At 64.5% G+C, this 16,776-nt stretch carries 16 protein-coding genes; 4 read left to right on the top strand and 12 right to left on the bottom strand.

Annotated features, from left to right (window positions below; all coding sequences use genetic code 11):
• Nucleotides 1-17 precede the first annotated feature (17 nt).
• The 12 genes from U0034_RS22420 to U0034_RS22365 form a co-directional block, all read right to left on the bottom strand.
• Nucleotides 18-1,226: an AAA family ATPase gene (locus U0034_RS22420; RefSeq protein ID WP_085224641.1), complete on the bottom strand. Its 1,209-nt coding sequence runs from the start codon at nt 1,224-1,226 to the stop codon at nt 18-20.
• A 30-nt stretch (nt 1,227-1,256) separates the two neighbouring features.
• A complete protein-coding gene (locus tag U0034_RS22415; RefSeq protein WP_085224643.1) occupies nt 1,257-1,739 on the bottom strand; it encodes a TadE/TadG family type IV pilus assembly protein in 483 nt (160 codons plus the stop codon).
• Complete coding sequence (locus U0034_RS22410; RefSeq protein ID WP_085225411.1) at nt 1,736-2,272, bottom strand: TadE/TadG family type IV pilus assembly protein; 537 nt, start codon at nt 2,270-2,272, stop codon at nt 1,736-1,738. The genes U0034_RS22415 and U0034_RS22410 overlap by 4 nt, the downstream gene beginning before the upstream one ends.
• An 11-nt stretch (nt 2,273-2,283) precedes the next feature.
• The gene (locus U0034_RS22405) at nt 2,284-3,534 is read right to left on the bottom strand and encodes a pilus assembly protein TadG-related protein (RefSeq protein ID WP_085224645.1); all 1,251 of its coding nucleotides are present in this window, start codon (nt 3,532-3,534) and stop codon (nt 2,284-2,286) included.
• Nucleotides 3,535-3,557: 23 nt separating this feature from the next.
• Nucleotides 3,558-3,872, bottom strand: coding sequence for a hypothetical protein (locus U0034_RS22400; protein ID WP_085224647.1), 315 nt, complete (start codon nt 3,870-3,872; stop codon nt 3,558-3,560).
• A 23-nt stretch (nt 3,873-3,895) separates the two neighbouring features.
• Nucleotides 3,896-5,878 (bottom strand): type II and III secretion system protein family protein, encoded by a 1,983-nt coding sequence (locus U0034_RS22395; protein ID WP_085224649.1) that lies wholly within the window; start codon nt 5,876-5,878, stop codon nt 3,896-3,898.
• Between the two features lie 107 nt (nt 5,879-5,985).
• Nucleotides 5,986-6,831, bottom strand: a complete 846-nt coding sequence (cpaB, locus tag U0034_RS22390) for a Flp pilus assembly protein CpaB (protein ID WP_085224651.1) — start codon at nt 6,829-6,831, stop codon at nt 5,986-5,988.
• Nucleotides 6,832-6,867: 36 nt separating this feature from the next.
• Nucleotides 6,868-8,268 (bottom strand): ATP-binding protein, encoded by a 1,401-nt coding sequence (locus U0034_RS22385; protein ID WP_085224653.1) that lies wholly within the window; start codon nt 8,266-8,268, stop codon nt 6,868-6,870.
• Between the two features lie 62 nt (nt 8,269-8,330).
• Nucleotides 8,331-8,870 (bottom strand): A24 family peptidase, encoded by a 540-nt coding sequence (locus tag U0034_RS22380; RefSeq protein ID WP_102622882.1) that lies wholly within the window; start codon nt 8,868-8,870, stop codon nt 8,331-8,333.
• 28 nt (nt 8,871-8,898) lie between these two features.
• Nucleotides 8,899-9,084, bottom strand: coding sequence for a Flp family type IVb pilin (locus tag U0034_RS22375; protein ID WP_085224655.1), 186 nt, complete (start codon nt 9,082-9,084; stop codon nt 8,899-8,901).
• 118 nt (nt 9,085-9,202) lie between these two features.
• The gene (locus U0034_RS22370) at nt 9,203-9,373 is read right to left on the bottom strand and encodes a Flp family type IVb pilin (RefSeq protein WP_386092520.1); all 171 of its coding nucleotides are present in this window, start codon (nt 9,371-9,373) and stop codon (nt 9,203-9,205) included.
• 142 nt (nt 9,374-9,515) lie between these two features.
• Nucleotides 9,516-9,686 carry a Flp family type IVb pilin gene (locus tag U0034_RS22365; RefSeq protein WP_085224657.1) on the bottom strand — a complete coding sequence of 57 codons (171 nt, stop codon included), beginning with the start codon at nt 9,684-9,686 and terminating at the stop codon, nt 9,516-9,518.
• Between the two features lie 1,091 nt (nt 9,687-10,777).
• On the opposite strand from U0034_RS22365, the gene U0034_RS22360 reads away from it, so the two are divergent.
• The 4 genes from U0034_RS22360 (at nt 10,778) to U0034_RS22345 (ending at nt 16,726) form a co-directional block, all read left to right on the top strand.
• Complete coding sequence (locus tag U0034_RS22360; RefSeq protein ID WP_085224659.1) at nt 10,778-12,022, top strand: glycosyltransferase family 87 protein; 1,245 nt, start codon at nt 10,778-10,780, stop codon at nt 12,020-12,022.
• Nucleotides 12,019-13,290: a glycosyltransferase family 87 protein gene (locus tag U0034_RS22355; protein WP_233211839.1), complete on the top strand. Its 1,272-nt coding sequence runs from the start codon at nt 12,019-12,021 to the stop codon at nt 13,288-13,290. Before U0034_RS22360 ends, U0034_RS22355 begins: the two co-directional genes overlap by 4 nt.
• 80 nt (nt 13,291-13,370) lie before the next feature.
• Nucleotides 13,371-14,432 carry a glycosyltransferase family 2 protein gene (locus tag U0034_RS22350; protein ID WP_085224661.1) on the top strand — a complete coding sequence of 354 codons (1,062 nt, stop codon included), beginning with the start codon at nt 13,371-13,373 and terminating at the stop codon, nt 14,430-14,432.
• 848 nt (nt 14,433-15,280) lie between these two features.
• Nucleotides 15,281-16,726, top strand: a complete 1,446-nt coding sequence (locus tag U0034_RS22345; protein ID WP_085224664.1) for a sigma-54 dependent transcriptional regulator — start codon at nt 15,281-15,283, stop codon at nt 16,724-16,726.
• Nucleotides 16,727-16,776: the final 50 nt, after the last annotated feature.

Genomic DNA, 16,776 nt, shown 5'->3' with positions numbered 1-16,776 from the left:
TTTCTCCCGTTCCCTGCTTACATGGTTTTGAGCTTGGGCGTGACTACGCGCCCGAAAAAGCGGATGGGTCGCGTCTCGCTGCGCGCCTTGCCGCGCGCGGGTGCGGCAGCGCCGGCGACGATGTTCTCCGCGAGCTGCTGCAACGCGCGAGAAAGGGCGCAGTTGCGCTTGATCGTACTCACGGGCACGCCTTCATCGAGCGCCTCGGTGACCACGGCCGTATCGTCCGGCAGCACCTGGTAGGGTGTCAGGTCCACCACCTCCTCGAGGGCGGTGCGCGAGCGCTCCAATTCGCGGCTGTAACGGTTGAGCAGCAGGCGCAGGCGATCGTTGCCGTAGCCGAGAGAGCCGAGAATCTCGCGCAGCCGCCGTCCGGCGCGCACATGCGGCATGCTCGCCTGCAGCACCATGTGGATTTCGTCGCTGCGATCGAGCGCGAGCATCGACAGCGGGTTGATCGACTGGCCGAGATCGAAGATCACGAAGTCGTAACGCGGAATGGCGATACCGATGATCCACTCGAGCCGCTCGAAGCCGACTTCGGCGGCCTTGACCGGGTCGCCCGCGCCCGCAAGCACGTGAAACGTCTCGCTGACGTGGAGCAGGCTCGCATCGAGAAAGGCCGAGTCCATCCGGTCGATCTGCGCACACACGTCGGGCAATGTCGACGGAGGCGCCTCGCTCGTCATCACGAACGCGGCGTCGCCGTAAAGCTGGTTCAGATCGATGAGCAGCACGCGCTGGTGTTCCAGCTTCGAGATTGCCTGCGCCACGTTCGTGGCGATCAGCGTCGTACCCGTGCCGCCCTTGCACGAGATGAACGACACGATGCGCGTTTCGTGCGTCGCGCCCTGCAGCCGCTTGCTTTCGGCGCGTTGCAGCGCATCGCAGAGCGCGCGGTGTTCGAGCGGCCAGGCCAGCACATCGCGAAAACCGGCCCGCATGGCGGCGATCAGCGTCTCGGGCGAGGCGTCGTCCGACAGCAGAATGCATGTCATGCGCTCGTAACGGCGGCATAGATCCGCCACCACGGCGAGTTCGGCATCGTCGAGCGACTGCGCATCCACGATCAGCACGTCGAACGCATCGAGGCTGTCGCCGCGCTGAGCGAGCGATGAAGGGCTACCGACGGCGCGCGTAGTCCGGTAGCTTCCGCATTCGCCGATTTGCCGCACGATCTGCGCGAGGCGGGAAGCGTCTTTGGAAATGCTGAGGATATCGATCATGATGGAAGCACGCTATCGAACGTTGAAACGTTATTGACAGACCGTCCCGCCGGTCGACGTGCGCAGGCTTTCGCGCGGCAGCGTCGTGGCGAGCGGCGGCATGGTGAGCGTCAGGGGCACGAACGGAATCATCGTCTGCACGCTGACGCCGGTGACGCTTACCGTCACGAACGTGCAGCTGTCGCGGGCCGTGTCGGGATCCGAGTCGCAGCCCGAAGGCGCATAGCTGAGATTGACGTTCGACGACTGCAGCAGCGGCAGCAGATCCGCCATCTTCGTCTTGACGAATGCGGCGTCCGCATCGCATACGACGGCGGTGCGCGCGCCGAGGCGAACGGCCTCGCTGGCGGTGTTCCAGTAATACAGCACGCGGGCGAACTCGAATACGCCGACGAGCAGTATGCAGAACACGGCCGCGACGATGGCGAACTCGACGATCGCCGCGCCGCGGACATTGCGAAGGCTGTGGCGGGGCCGGCGCGCCAACCGGACCCGACGTGCGCGCGTGTTCATGACACTTGCCTCATTACGGTAACGATGTTGCCGAAGTTGAAGGGCGAGAGCTGGAAAAACGGCTCGATCGGCGTATAGGGGAAGCCTTTGATCTTCACTTCGACCAGATTGATGCTGCCTGACTGCGTGCCGCCCGGCGCGCCGTTATTCGTGTCGTAGGTCGCCACGTTCGCGAATTGCGGCGGGTCGCTCGAGTCCGCGCAGTCGGCCGTGTTCGCGGCATCGCAGACGACGACCATCGAGGTCGTGAGACCGTCCACGAGCGCGCTGCCGGTGCACGCTGCGTTGCCATAAACGGCCAGGCACTGCGCGGCGGCTTTCGGATAGGCCGGATCGCCGGGCAGATAGGTCGACAGATAGCGCGCGGCGTTGCGCGTACCCTTCGTCAACGCCTCGTACTGGTAGATCGCATGGCCGAACTCGGCCACACCCATCACGAGCACGATCAGCGGAATCAGCACGATGGCGAACTCCACCACGGCCGCGCCCTGCTGGCGTTTGCGCAGTCTCGACTTGAACGGATGCATCATCATGATCGCCTCGCTCATTGCACAAGGACGGGCACCAGCGGGCCAACCGAATTGCTGTTGCCGGGTATGCCGTGCGTCGCGCATGGCACGGATGCATCGGTGGACTTGCCGCGGTATTCGAGGTGCACGGGGCCCGGATTGCCGCCTTTTTCCATCGGGTCGAGCATGAGCACGCAATCCCACCAGAGGATCGGCGCGGAGTGGCCCGAAAGCAGCAGCGTGCAATCGACCTCGGGCGCCAGCGCGAGCCGGCGATCGGCGCCCGCCGTGTAGACGGTCGACGACGACGAGCCGGCCGTGGTGATCTGCGTGGTTGCATCGCCCTGGTAGCCCGCAAACGCCGCCCGCTTCGTCACGAAGTTGCTGTAGGCGTCGCGTCCAGGCAACCAGGTGGTCGGGTTGTAAGTCCATCCCGTGAAATCGGGCGTGCCGCTCGCTTGATCGTAGGGGTTTTGGTAGATGCCGAACCTCGTATTCCATGCGCCCGAGTCCGTCATCTTGTTGCCCGGCGTGCCGACGCTCGATCCGGTCGCCGGAAGGCTGCAATAGTTGCCCGTCAGCTGGTTGCGCACGGCTACGGCGCTGTTGCTGCCGTCGAGTGCGGCCCAGCCGAAATTGCCGGGGCCATAGGAGGGCGGCGAGCCGTCTTTCGAGCCGATCCAGTCGCCAACGGCATAGCTCTGCCCAGCGATCGGAGGGTTCACCTGCGTGCCTGCCTTGCAGATGAACACGGGAATCGCACAAGTCGTTTGCGCCGGGCTGATCGTCGCCACGGCGAATGCGGAGACGGCGGCGTTCGCAACCGAGGCACCCGGCAACATGTTCAGCACCTGCATGAACCAGTTCGGGATATTGGCGAGCGACGTCGTGCACTTGACGTACTTGATCGTCGATGGCGACGTGACCGCGCTTTTCGGCAGAAACGCGTTGGTCAGCGAATCGCTGAAGAGGACGTTGCTGTCGGTCTGCAGTTGCACCGGCGAGTCCTGGAAGAACGCGTAGTTGAGATGGCCGGCGGTAATGCCGGCCGCCTCGGGCACGGAGAGGTCGATCGTCGCGCCCGTCAAATCGCGTGCCGCGGCCAGCGCGCAGGAATCGGCACTGTTTTGCAACTCGCTTTTGACGACGTAGAGCTTGCCGAGATCGAGTGCGAGCCCGACGAACCCGATAAGCGCGACGATCGCCAGCGCCACCATGATCGCGATGGCGCCCCGCTCGTTGCGGCGCGCCTTCATGCGCGAATGCGACAGAGTGTTGCGACGCATGATCCCCTCCGCGTGCTTGCACGTTATTGACCGCTCGAGCCCGTGCCGCTGCCCGTGCCGATGCCGATGACGAACGGATTGGCGGTGCGGCCAGGTGCCACGAACGACTTGTCGTAGGTCCGCATGGCCGATACCGCAGCCGTGCCGTCCATGCCGGGCTTCGATGGGTTGCGCTCGGCCGCTTGCGGATCGATGACCTGCGAAGCGGTCACCGCCCTGACCGCTTCGCCGAAGTGCGCGTCCCAGATCGGCGTGCTCGTCATGCAGCCGCCCAGCGCGGCGCAGATCGGGGCGAGGGCGAGCGTGCGCCGCAGATAATGAATGTGTTGGCGTTTCATGATGATTCCCTTTCGATATCGCGTCACTGACGGATCGGATCGTTGGCGGAGCCCCAGATCGGGTTGGGCCGGTTTTCGCGCGCGGCGATACGCATTGCCGCTGCCTCGATGCGGGCCACGCGTTCGGCCTGCGGGTCGGGAGCCGCCGGTGTGGGCGCCGCCGTTTGCCTCTCGGGTACGGGTTGCGCCGCGGGCAGCGGCGTGACGGTGGCGCTCGGTACGTCCGGCACCGGCGTTGCCACGGCGGGCGCCGGGGCTTCGCGCGACGGGTCTTTCGGTTCGTGCGTCGTCTCGACGGGTGTGGCCGGCATACGCGGGGGAGGCGCCGCATCGGTTGCGGGCGCGTTCGATTGCGGCACCGACGGCGCGGGCAGTCGGGCGGGCGGCTGGGTGGCTGCATTGCCCGGCGCGCGCGAGTTCGGCCGCGCCGCTCCGCGGCCTTCCATGTTGCCGGTGGCATAGACATCGAGTTCGTTCGCGCGCGTGAAGCTATCGGTCGGCAGCGGATAGCCGCCGGCCGGCAGAGGCTTGACGAGGTGCGGCGTGACGATGAAGACCAGTTCCGTGCGGTCTTGCTGGAACGAGGTGCTGCGCAGCAGCGTGCCGATGACGGGCAACTCGCCGAGCCCCGGGAATGCCTTGAGCGCGCCGGTGATGTTGTTGCTGATGAGCCCACCGATCGCGAACGATTCGCCGTCGTTCATTTGCACCGTCGTCGAGGCTCGCCGCGTCGTGATGAGCGGCAGGATCGCGGACGTGTTCGCGCCCGTCGCGCTCACGGTCACGCCGGTGGGGGAGAGCTGCGATACCTCCGGGGCGACCTTGAGGTTGATCCGCCCGTTGGCGAGCACGGTCGGGGTGAACTTGAGGCCCACGCCGAACTCTTCCTCCTGCAGCGTGATCGTCATGCTGCCCGTGGTATTGCTCTGCGGCACGGGGATGAAGACTTTCCCGCCGGCGAGGAACGACGCTTCCTGCCCGCTGATCGTGACGAGGTTTGGCTCGGCGAGAATCTTCGTCAGTTCGTCTGTCTTTTGCGCGTCGATGGCCGCCGAGAGCGGGAGCTTGTTCGACTTGGCGCCGGCGATGATGGTCTGCGCACCGGTGAGCAGGCTGCTGACGAGCGCCCCCGTCCAGGAGCCGAATCCGCCCTGCAGGTTCAGCGACGAGCCGAGCTGATCGATGAGCGTTTTCGATACCTCGGCCACCTTGACCTCGAGCATGACCTGCTGCGGCGAATCGACCGTCATCATATTGATGATGTTCGAGCCTGCACTCGTGCTCGAGAATTGCTCGCTCACGCTGCCGGCGCCGCCTCCCGGATTCGACGTGCTCGATTGCGAGGTCTGGCTCGGCTGGCTGTTCGCATAGGCGCGCGCGATTTCCATCGCTTGTTGCGCTGCCTGCGCGCTCGTCACGTGCCCGCCGAGGACGAGATTGCCCGCGGCCGTGGATACGCGAATGCCGCGCTCCTCGGGCATCAATTGCATCAGCGATTGCTGCAGGCCGTTCGAGTCGATGCCGACGATGACGTCGATGACCTGGCAATTGCCGCTCGCGCCTTGCACGATCATGTTCGTCGTGCCGACAGACATGCCCACGAGATAAAGCGTGCGCGGCGATACGAGCGTGGCCATGACCACCGCCGGATTGCCGACGGTGCGGTTGCGCGTCGGTTCGGCGAGCTGTACGAGGGTCGACTTGCCGACGGGCACCTCGACGTTGCTTTGCGCGCTGACGTCGCCCTTGCAGTTGGGCCCGCGCAGTGCGGCCGACTGCGCTGCGGCTGCCGCGGCGGCCGCGGCGGGCACAGGCGCCATGCTGATTGTCATCTGCATGGGCGCGCCTGCTTTGACGGCCGCCGGCACGGCCGCGCCTCTCAGGTCCTGCGCATGGCCCGGCGCGGCGCTGGCGAGGCCCGCTGCCACCAGGGCCGCGACCAGCGCGCTGTTGCGCAGGCCGCGTCGCGGCGCGCGCTGTGAAATTGATTTCGATTCGGTGTTCATTTGTTGCCCCCCCGGGTTGTGATGCCTGTACTTCGTCCATCCTTGATGCCGTCTTGTTCGGACCGCGCGAATGAAACGTTCGATTCGTTTGCTCGGTCACGCCGACACTAGAAACATTCCATGCCGCCCGAGATGCCCGACAGCACGCCCACGCAGTCGCGCTTCGCCTCGGCACGCGGCGCGGCCGCGTAGTGAACGCGCTTCGGTTTGGCCGGCGCGGCCGCGGGCGCCGAGGCGGCCACAGGTGCGGCCGGCTGGCCGAGCAGCGTCGTTTTGGTTGCGCCCTTCGTTTCGAGCGACGCCGTATCCACCTGATTGCGCAGCACGAGCGAAAGCGTGCCGACACTGCGCGCCAAGTCGAGCTTCTCGGCCTGGTCGGGCGAGACCTCGAGCGTGACCGCGTTGACCACCTTCGGCTGAGTGTCGTCTCGGCTTACCTGCTGAGCGACGGCGAGCACCAGGATCTTTTCGAGCACGATCTTGGAAATGCTGTGTTGATCGTTGGTGGAGCCCGGCGCCTGCGTGTTGACGATGACGTCGACGTAGTTCCCCGGCAGAGCGAACCCCGCCACGCCGACCACATCGTTCACGCGCACGGTGATGGCGCGGTCGCCCTTGTTGATGACGGCGGAAAGTCCGCCTTTCGTGCCTGCCGGCGAGAGCTTCGATTCGAGCACCGGCTCGCCGCGCGTGAGACTCGATTTGACGACACGGCCTTGCAGCAACTTCGGATCGGAGAAGGTGCCGGGCGGCACGCTGCCCGTCGGCCAGTTGACGACGCGAATCAGGTTCGTGTTGAGCGGTTGGCCGAGATTGATGTCGTCGACGGCCACGGCCACGGGCGTCACGGCTGCCGACGACGTGTTCATGAGCCAGCGCGAGGCGAATACGACGGCCGCGAGGCCGGCCAGCATGGCTGTCGCCAGCATGATGAGAGCGCGACTGCTTTTCATGGTAGGACTCCTAACGAATCGTGAAATACCGGCTGCTTAGCCGGCGGCAAGCCGTCTGCCCGCTTTCCGGGCGGAGGACGTGAACGGGTGAGTACCGCCCAATTGGGCGTTCGAGCCGAAGTAGGCGTGCCACGCTTCGAGCAACGCCTGCGGGGTCACTTCGCGCGGTGTGTTCCGATACTCGGCCGAGGCGCTGACGAGGCTCAGCAAATCGCGCGGGTAGCAGGCCATCAATGGCTTGCCGCTCGCGCCGTGCAGTTCGTCGAGCAGATACGCGAACGCGGCGTCGGTCGTATGGAGCCCGAACGAAGTGCTGCAGGCATCGAAGACGGCGTGGTAGTGGTCGATCGCCATCGGGCCGACGAAGAGCTTGGAGCCGAGCCGGCGCAGGAACGCTTCGTCGCCGATCGCGGCTGGATCGAGATTCGTCGAGAAGACCGGCCACACGTCGAAGGGGGCCGAAAAGCGCATGCCCGATTGCAGCGTGAAGAGATCGACGCTGCGATCGAGCGGCATGATCCAGCGGTTGAGGAGCGCTTGCGCGTCCACGCGCTGGCGGCCGAGGTCGTCGACGACGTAAAGGCCCATATTGGCTTTCATATGCGGCGGCGCTTGATAGAAGCCGGCGGCAGGGTCGTAACGCAGGTCGAGCGCATCGAGCGTGAGTTCGCCGCCAGAGAGCACGACTGGGCGGCGGCACAGGCGCCAGCGTTTGTCGGCGATGAGCGTTTCGGCATCCTGCGCGTCGTGATGCAAAAGCGGATCGTAGAGCTGCACGATTTCGCCGCCGACGTAAATTGCGTACGGGACGGGCACGTCGCCTTGCAGCAGCTGGCCGAGCCGCTCGGCAATGAAGGTCTTGCCGCTGCCGGCCGGGCCGTAGAGCATCAGCGGCTTGCCGGCGTTGAGCGAAGCCGCGGCGGCATCGAGTAGCGACGAATCGATGCACAGGCCGGCGAACTTCTCCTGTACCTGCTGCTGCCTGATGCGCTGGCGGCGCACGGAGTGCTGCTCGACGGCGTACACATATTGCTGATAGGAAACGGGGGCGGGGCCGCAATAGCTGCACCGTTCCATGGCTTCCTTCGCGACGATGCGGCCCGCTTCGGTGAGGCGGAAATGCACGTCGATGTCCGTCGCGCCACGATGAGTAATTTCCGCAAGACGTTCGCGCACGAGGAAAGCCAGGATGTCCTCGAGTACGGCGACCGACAAGCAGTGCCGGCTCGACAAGTCGGCGAAGCTCGATTTGCCGTTCAACCAGGTCGACTTGAGCACGAGCCGCCCGATGAAAATGGCGGGCAGGCCCGTCTCCTCGATCGAGCGCGGCGCGCTTGCCTGCGATCGCGCATGCCCACGGCGCTCGGGCGTCGTGACGCTGGGCGTCGGATCGGTGATCTGCGAGCCCTCGCTTGCTTCGATATTGCATTCGCTCATGTTCGGTCTCCCGTGTTGCGGTCCGTAGCTTTCGGTTCGGCGCCGGTGGTTTGCATGCTTCGTTACACGGCGGCGAACAGCATGCCGATGGTGCCGGCCGCAATTGCGACGCCGTAGGGCATGGAGCCGACCGATGCGCGCTTGCTATCGGATGCCGAAGCGTTCGCGTAAGCCGCGCGCGAGAGGCCCGGTATCATCCGCCGCAGATTCGCGAGGACCTGTGCGGTGTGACCGCCGCGCGCGATGAAGGCGATGGACCAGATCCCGCCCACGACGAACGCGGCGAGCGTGATTTCGACCACCATGGCGGGCCCGACCCACGCGCCGATGGCCATCAGCAGCTTTACGTCGCCGGCCGAGGTTCCACGCATGAAATAAAGTGGAATAAGCAGCGCAAAACCCGTCAATGCGCCTGCCAGCCAGTGCCCGGCGCCGAGCAGCGTGCCTTCGAGCCAGAGGCGCACGGCGAGCGCGGCCGCGAGGCCGAGCACGATCAGCGGATTCGGGATGCGGCGCGCGGCGAGGTCCGTGCTCGCGGCAGCGATGGCCAGCACACTGACGCAAAGCGGAATCGGCTGGGGAGGGAGTGCGGGCAGCAACATGGGGCACCTCGTTCGGGCTCGTGTCGGGTCAAGGCAATGCGGCGACGATGTCGTCGAGGATGTTCTGATAGAGCGCTTGCAGCGACGTGCCGAAGGCGACGGTGCTCCCGAAGGCCACCAGCGCGATCAGTGCGACCATCAGCGCGTATTCGACGAGCGTGGCGCCGCGCTCTTCACGCAGCAGGCGCGACAGGAACGAGATTGGCGGCCGCATTCTGATTTCCCCGATGAGACTTTGACGGTTTGTGCGGCACCGCTCGGGCGGTGCGCGCGTTTTTCAATGCGTGACGACGGACCGATGCTGGGCGAACGAATCGTTCGATGCCCACGTATCAGAGGCTGGCTGCGATATCGCTGAACACCAGATTGAGGTCCGTGCCGATGTTGGTCACCGCGGTGATGCAGACAATGGCGATCAACGCCACCATCAATCCATACTCGACCATCGTCGCGCCCTGTTCGTCGCGCACGAGCGTTTTTGCGCCTTCGGCTGCGGATGCCAGATAGCGCGAGATGTTGCGTTTTGCCATTTGCATGAGATCTGCGGTCATGATCGACTCCTTGATATGGGTGAGTACCACTACTGCGGTGAACGAATTCAGATCGCGGGCGAAGGTAAGGTGCCGCTTCGCCCGCCTTCCGATATCAGAGCTTGGCCGCGATGTCGCTGAACACCAGATTGAGATTGGTGCCGATACTGGTCACCGCCGTGATACAAACGATGGCGATAAGTGCCACCATCAAGCCGTATTCGACCATCGTGGCGCCTTCGTCTTCACGCGCGAACCGCTTGACGTGTGCAATGAGTCTTTGCATTTCGATATCTCCGTTAGGATGACTAAATAAAAGCCCTGACCGAACGGTTTCGGGCGTGGACTACCATGCAGCCGAAGCTGCGGGGCACTGCAAGAAGTCGAACTGCGTCTTGGCTGCCGACGCGGCGCTCCGAACGTCGGCGTATTCAGATACGCGAAGAACGGAATGCCGGGCGCAGGGCGGCTATCGCCGCGTATCTGCGCAACGGACAATGCCGGGATGCTATTGGGGCGTGAGGCAGGCGCAGTTCGCACGAGCGCGACGTAAATGCGAAGCACTCGTTCGGATCGGCGGTCATGCCTGAGTGGCGGAGAAGGTGCCGTGTCGACGTGTTGTTTTTCATCTTAAGCCCCCCGGCTTATCATGCGTGGTCCCGGCGCCGCGGATGTCACCGTGGCGCCACGGCAAGTCGTCGCTTCGCTTATCGTCCTCCGACGCCCCCGCCGCCTGACTGTCTGGCGGCGGAGCGCGCCGGAGGCCCCCCCATGAGCAACAGCGGATGCCATCTCTGCCGGCCCTCGTCCAGCGATCGGTATGGCTGGCCGCCTGTTGCTGCGTCGACTTTCCGTGCGGACCATTTCGCAAGCGATATGCCAATGGTGCGGGAAGCCTTGCCGCATAAGGGACCTCTTCGGCTGCCCCGCTCGCGGCGTGGCGGTTTTCGCCGAATCTGTCGCAGGATTGAGACGGCAGGCATTCGCCGCGCGGTCTCGGTGGAACCGATCCACCTCACCGTGCGCGCCGTTTCCACTTGAGGTTGGGCGACTTGGCCATCCGTCGGCGGTGTCGCACATTTCAGCCGAAAATCCGCGCTCGACACTCCGTGCGTGAAGGCTTGCGTTTCATTCCTGATACACGCGTTCGGAGGGGGCTTGGCCGGCAAATAACGATGTGTTCGACGCCGCACGTCCGCGCGCATTTATCCGCCGCCGGGGGGAGAAAACCGACTTGAATCCTGCGCCGGTTTATTTCAACAATGGGCTTGTGCAATGTGACGTCGTATGCAACGCATTGGCGCAGAGCACGAATACAACGATTAACGATAAGGCCGAAGGACCGGAATCGATCGGCCGCGAAAATGGGGTGTCGACATGTATCTCTTGAATCGGGGGGCGGGCAGCGCCATGAGCTGCCCGTGGGATTTCGTAACGCCGCGGCGGCTGGTGGCGGCGAGTGTGACGATTGTCGTTTCATACCTCGCGTTTCTCGTAGCGTGGGCCTGGACGTCGCACGGGTTCACGCTGGCGGATGCTGGGCGACCGGGCGCCGACTTCCAGATATTCTGGATTGCGTCGTATCTGCTGCAGCACGGCTCGCCGCTGCAGGTCTACGATCATCTTGCCTTGGCACATGCGGACGCCACAGTATTCGGCGCGTTCGCCGATGCCCATCCTTTACCGTGGCTTTATCCGCCCGCATCGCTGCTCGTCATTGCACCATTGGCCTGGCTGTCGTACGGCGTGGCGTATCTGGTGTTTACCGGCGTAAGTGTCGCGCTTTACGTATTGGCGACGTTGCGCGTATCGAATCTTTCCGCTTCGATGGACACGCCGCGACTCGGCGCGGTCGTCATTGCAGCTGCGCCGTGCGTGTTCATTACGGCGCTGGTCGGACAGAATTCGCTCCTGACGGCAGCAATTGCCGGATTCGCGCTTGGCCTGCTCGACAACAAGCCGGTTCGTGCCGGCTTGTTGATTGGGGTGCTGGCGATCAAGCCGCAACTGGCAATCGTGTTTCCGTTCGTGCTCGTTGCGGCTCGCGCTTACAAGACACTGGCCGCCGCGGCTGCCGGCGCCCTCGCGGTGTCGGCTGTGGGCGTTGCGATAGCAGGTCCTGCGTCCGTTCCTCGCTTCCTTGCGAATGCGGATGTGCTGCGCAGTGCACTCGTCGAGCACGGGCAGCACTTCTGGCTCTCGTCGCCCACGGCTTTCGCGGCATTTCGCCTCGCGGGGATGCCGGTGGTCGCAGCGTATCTGGCGCATGCGTTCGTCGCCACGGTCGCGATCTGCGCGGCGTGCCGAGTCTGGCGCCGGTCCGACGATCTGCGGCTGCGCGGCGCGATCCTCGCCGTGGCCGCGCTGCTTGCCACGCCCTACGCGTGGCATTACGAGCTGGTATGGATGGGCATTGCGCTCGCATGCCTTACCGCTCTCGCGTTCGAGGACGGCTGGCTGCGGGGAGAGCAGGCGGTGCTGGCCGCAGCGTGGCTACTGCCGATCTACGAACATCTGAACCGGGTCATGCTGGCGCCGCAGATCGGCCCGCTCGTGCTGCTGGCCATGATGCTGGTCGTCCTGCGGAGAACGCGCTTCGCGGCTGACGGAGCGCGGCCATGAAAGCCCAGAGGCTCGGCGAGCCGGGCGCGGCCATGGCGCTGCTCGCAGCGAGGCTGCGTGCGCTGAGGCGGCGGCCGCATTGGGCGACCGGCGAACGGCTGCGCTTCTATTCGATCGGCGCGCTCGTATGCTACGTCCTGTGGCTCGCGATCTATTTCTACAAGGCGATCTGGAATCCTCATGGATACATGAGTCCGCTGGCGCTCGACTTTCTGCCGTTCTGGAGCGCGTCGCATCTCGCGCTGCACGGTCAGGCCGTCGACGCCTACAACCTCGCCATCCTCGAAAAGCTCGAGAGTGCGACGATCCAGCATTCGGTCGGCATCCTCCCATGGCTTTACCCGCCGACCTTTCTGCTTTTCGTTCTACCGTTTGCACTCGTGCCGTGGAAGATCGCGGCCGCTGCGTTTCTTTGCGCCACCTATCTGCTTTTCATGAAGGCGATGCACCGCATTGTTCCTGTCAGGGAAGCCGTTTTCGTCGCGGCGGCATTCCCGGGCGCCGCGCTTGCCATCGCGGCGGGGCAAAACGGACTGCTGACAGCATCACTGATCGCTTTCGGCCTTTCGCTGCTGCCGCGCCGGCCGGTGCTGGCCGGGCTCTGCCTCGGCTTGCTTTCGATGAAGCCGCAGTTGGCCGTGCTGGTTCCGCTCGCGCTGCTTTGCTCGCGCTCATGGCGCACGCTGGCTTCGTTCTCGGCGATCTCGCTGTCGATGCTGGCGGCCTCGGTACTCGCATTCGGTTTCGGCACGCTCGAAGCGTTTCTCGCGAACATGAATATGGCCGCTGGCTTCGTGGAGACGGGGCAGGCGGCGCTCGCGCGGATTCCGTCGATGTTTTCGATGGTGAAGCTGGCTCATGGGCCCACGACGCTCGCCTATGCCGTGCAGGCGGCGAGCGCGCTGGCGGCCGCCGCGGCGGTCTGTTACGCGTGGCTGCGGCATGCCTCGCACGCGTTGCGCGCGGCGACGCTCGTTTGCGCGAGCCTCATGGTGAGCCCGTATCTCTACGACTACGACCTTGCCTGGTACGGCGTGCTGATCGCCTGGATGTGTCGGCATGGCCTCGAGCAAGGCTGGCGTGCCGGCGAGCGCGAGTGGCTGGTTCTGCTTTGGCTGTTGCCGTTTGCAGGCATCCTCGTCGTCACGCGTATTCATGTCCAGTTCATGCCGCTGGTTTCGGCCGCGACGCTCGCATGGCTCGTCCGGCGGATCGCGCTCGATCGGTGCGAGTTCAGGCGCTGGGGTGATCTGCTCGGGCAACGGTAATCGCAGGGCGGCGAGCGAGCGCCCCGTAACGTGTGCCCGCTCGCCGGCCGCGTACTCAATAAAAGTTTTTCGGGGGCATCATGTCCGCACGCACGACTAAACCGTTGATCTCGCTGATCGTACCGTGCTTCAACGAAGAGCCGGCGATCGAGATGTTCTTTGCCACGATCGTTCCCGTGCTCGAAGCCGTGCCGTCCATCCGGTTCGAGATCGTCTGCATCAACGACGGCAGCACAGACGCTACGCTCGACAAACTCGTGAGCGCCGCCGCACGCGACGCCCGCGTGCGCGTAATCGATCTGACGCGCAACTTCGGCAAGGAAGCGGCGCTTACGGCAGGGCTCGACGAAGCCCTCGGCGATGCGGTCATCCCGATCGATGCGGACCTGCAGGACCCGCCGATCCTGATCCCGACGATGGTTCGGCATTGGCTCGACGGGGCCGAGGTTGTCGCTGCCAAGCGTGCGAGCCGCGCTTGCGATACGTTCGCCAAGCGCGTCACGGCCCGGCTCTATTATCGCGTGCACAACGCACTGTCCGAGGTGAAGCTGCCGGAAAACGTGGGCGATTTCCGGCTGATGGACCGTGCCGTCGTCAATGCGCTGCGCAGCCTGCCGGAGCGCCGGCGCTTCATGAAGGGGCTTTTCGCCTGGGTGGGCTTCAAGACGGTCATCGTCGAGTACGAGCGCGAGGCCCGTAGCGCGGGTAGATCCAAGTTTTCCGGCTGGCGGCTCTGGAATTTCGCGCTGGAAGGCATTACGAGTTTCAGCACAGTGCCGCTGCGCAGCTGGACTTACATCGGGCTCGCGATCGCGGTGCTCGCATTCGGCTATGGGTCGTTCATCATCGGCCGCACGCTCCTGTTTGGCAACCCGGTGCCCGGCTATGCCTCGCTGCTCTCGGTGTTGCTGTTTCTCGGCGGCATCGAGCTCGTCGGTGTGGGCATCGTCGGCGAATATGTCGGGCGGATTTATCACGAGACGAAGGAACGCCCCGTATATCTGGTCCGCCGCCGCTACCAGGCGAGAAAGAAAATCACTACCTTGCCGCTGACGCGTGTCGGGGGGCGAGCCGAGCTCGGCCAGCGGGCGGACCATGCGCGGCGCACGGTCGCTCCCCGCCTGCGAGCAGCAGGGCGATAGGAACGCCGCCCCGTCAGACAATGGGACGGTTCTTTCCGAGAACTTTGGCAGTGCAGCAATTTAATTGATGGCGCAATTAATTGCAGCGCCGCCCGAAACATTATTCGCCCCGCGCGATGTCGTACTTGCATCGATGATGCTGAACCGCTCGCTCCCGACGCGAATGCCGAGTGTTTTAATAATTACAGGCGGTCGCGCCGGCCGGGATTAGCATGACCGTTCGCCCAGTTATCGTCTTCGAGCTCCGGGAGCGCGGCCACGGGCGAATTCCGAAATCATTTAATTGCCAGGTCATATACTCCGCGGCGCCGGCGCGGGCGTTGTGCCCACGGGTTTGGCAGGAGACTGTGGGCCGCAGGCCGTAAAAAGTTCCGATTACAAGCGTATGACGCGGCGTGCTTCGTCGCTCCGGGGCAACAGATACTCAGTATTTAACCGGAGTCGTATTTTTTCTTATGGTAATTCCGTGTCGTCTCGTCTATGTTGCAGTGCATGCATGTTTGAAACGCGCGGTATCATCTGCGGGCGCAAACCGCTTCGTGGCGACGCCAAAGCGCGTGAAGAATAATCATTCCGAGGCTAGGGAAGGCACAACCGCGGGTTTAGCCGGGTCGGCGTTGGCCGGGCTGGCTGCTGTCGGTTGTGTAAATCGGACGTCCCGTTCAATCATGGCGGGACGAAATGGGCAGAGTCACGGCAGATGGCTCGCCATAATGTGATTTCCGTCAAGCTGGAATAGCGCAAAAGCGGCTCGTCCCGGGACTGATCGAAATCAAATTTGCGTCGATGCGGACCGCTTATCGTGGTGCCGACACAGGCACACGCGTATCGACACGGGGGGCTGGACCATGACCCATCACGCTTCGAACCCGCTGCAGGCGGAGCGCACCGTTCTTTTTGTTTCGCTCAAGCCGGATTCTTCATACGTCGATGGCCTCGTTGCGGCCAAGTGGCAGGTCGTGCACGCGAAGACCGCTCAGCAGGTCGAACGCCTGCTCGAACGGGGCGCCATTCGTGTGGGCGTCGTGGCGTTGCCGCAGGAATGCACCGAGCAGCAATTGGCCGAACTGGAAGCAAGCGTTTCGCACACGGAGGCGACCTGGGTTGCGCTCGTTCAGCGCGGGCAGGCCGACAAACCCGCCGTGCAGCGTTTCATCGTCGATTATTGCTTCGATTACGTTACGATGCCGTGCGCGGAAGAGCGGTTGGCCGTGGTACTGGGCCACGCGTATGGGCTGTCCGAATTGCGCGAAAAGGCGGCGCCGCCCCCACCCGTGCAAGGCTGCTGCATGATGATCGGTACGAGCGAGCCGATGCAACAGCTTTACCGTGGCGTCGAGAAATGCGCGCGCACGGGCGCGCCCGTGTTCATCGCGGGCGAATCCGGCACCGGTAAGGAGTTGACGGCGCGGGCCATTCACGAGCGTTCGGCGCGAGCCGGTCAGCCATTCGTCGCGATCAATTGCGCGGCAATTCCGCCGTCCCTGCTGCAATCGGAACTGTTCGGTCACGAGCGGGGTGCGTTTACCGGCGCCTTGCAGCGAAAGATCGGACGGATCGAAGCCGCCTCCGGCGGCACGCTCTTTCTCGACGAAATCGGCGATATGCCGCACGAATGCCAGGCCGTACTGCTGCGCTTTCTGCAAGAAGCCACGATCGAGCGGCTCGGGGGCACGGCGTCGATCAAGATCGATGCGCGGATCGTCTCCGCAACGCACGTCGACCTGATGCAGGCGATCGACGCGGGGCGTTTCCGCGCGGACCTGTTTCACCGGCTTTGCGTGTTGCGTTTCGACGAGCCGCCGCTGCGCCAGCGTGGGCACGATATCAAGCTGCTGGCCTACCATGCGCTCGAGCTGCACAAAAACGACGGCGCCCGGAAGATTCGCGGCTTCTCGAGCGACGCCATTGCGGCGATGTTCAATTACCCCTGGCCCGGCAACGTGCGCGAACTGATCAACTGCGTGAGGCGTGCCGTGGTCATGGCCGAAGGCCGGTTCATTACGGCGGCGGATCTGGGGCTGCCCGATGCGGGGCACCAGCGCGGACGCACGCTCGCCGAGGTGCGCTGCGAGGCGGAACGCGCCGCGGTGCGCGATGCATTGGCGCGGCACGCCTATAGTCTGTCGAGCGCCGCTGCCGAGCTTGGCGTGTCGCGCGCGACGCTCTATCGCTTGCTCAACTCCGTTGGCCTGCGGCCGGAGGCCCCCGTCATCCGCCACCTCGGCGTTGTCGACGGCGTAGCGGCCGACCCGTCGGGCGGCGGAGCCCCCAGGCCTCAGCAAGCCGCCTGAACGCATGGGATGCAAGGTCGCGCAAGCGACCTTGCACATCCTGCACGCGT

Origin of the sequence: Trinickia caryophylli (genome assembly GCF_034424545.1) — a bacterium.
GTDB classification, from domain to species: domain Bacteria; phylum Pseudomonadota; class Gammaproteobacteria; order Burkholderiales; family Burkholderiaceae; genus Trinickia; species Trinickia caryophylli.
This window is presented reverse-complemented; position numbering and strand designations above follow the sequence as displayed.

Coding starts and splice junctions, on each gene's coding strand:
- U0034_RS22385 (WP_085224653.1), bottom strand. CDS start 8,268: ATGAGCGAATGCAATATCGAAGCAAGCGAGGGCTCGCAGATCACCGAT.
- U0034_RS22380 (WP_102622882.1), bottom strand. CDS start 8,870: ATGTTGCTGCCCGCACTCCCTCCCCAGCCGATTCCGCTTTGCGTCAGT.
- U0034_RS22375 (WP_085224655.1), bottom strand. CDS start 9,084: ATGCGGCCGCCAATCTCGTTCCTGTCGCGCCTGCTGCGTGAAGAGCGC.
- U0034_RS22345 (WP_085224664.1), top strand. CDS start 15,281: ATGACCCATCACGCTTCGAACCCGCTGCAGGCGGAGCGCACCGTTCTT.
- U0034_RS22355 (WP_233211839.1), top strand. CDS start 12,019: ATGAAAGCCCAGAGGCTCGGCGAGCCGGGCGCGGCCATGGCGCTGCTC.
- U0034_RS22400 (WP_085224647.1), bottom strand. CDS start 3,872: ATGAAACGCCAACACATTCATTATCTGCGGCGCACGCTCGCCCTCGCC.
- U0034_RS22415 (WP_085224643.1), bottom strand. CDS start 1,739: ATGAACACGCGCGCACGTCGGGTCCGGTTGGCGCGCCGGCCCCGCCAC.
- U0034_RS22420 (WP_085224641.1), bottom strand. CDS start 1,226: ATGATCGATATCCTCAGCATTTCCAAAGACGCTTCCCGCCTCGCGCAG.
- U0034_RS22350 (WP_085224661.1), top strand. CDS start 13,371: ATGTCCGCACGCACGACTAAACCGTTGATCTCGCTGATCGTACCGTGC.
- cpaB (WP_085224651.1), bottom strand. CDS start 6,831: ATGAAAAGCAGTCGCGCTCTCATCATGCTGGCGACAGCCATGCTGGCC.
- U0034_RS22365 (WP_085224657.1), bottom strand. CDS start 9,686: ATGCAAAGACTCATTGCACACGTCAAGCGGTTCGCGCGTGAAGACGAA.
- U0034_RS22360 (WP_085224659.1), top strand. CDS start 10,778: ATGTATCTCTTGAATCGGGGGGCGGGCAGCGCCATGAGCTGCCCGTGG.
- U0034_RS22395 (WP_085224649.1), bottom strand. CDS start 5,878: ATGAACACCGAATCGAAATCAATTTCACAGCGCGCGCCGCGACGCGGC.
- U0034_RS22405 (WP_085224645.1), bottom strand. CDS start 3,534: ATGCGTCGCAACACTCTGTCGCATTCGCGCATGAAGGCGCGCCGCAAC.
- U0034_RS22410 (WP_085225411.1), bottom strand. CDS start 2,272: ATGATGATGCATCCGTTCAAGTCGAGACTGCGCAAACGCCAGCAGGGC.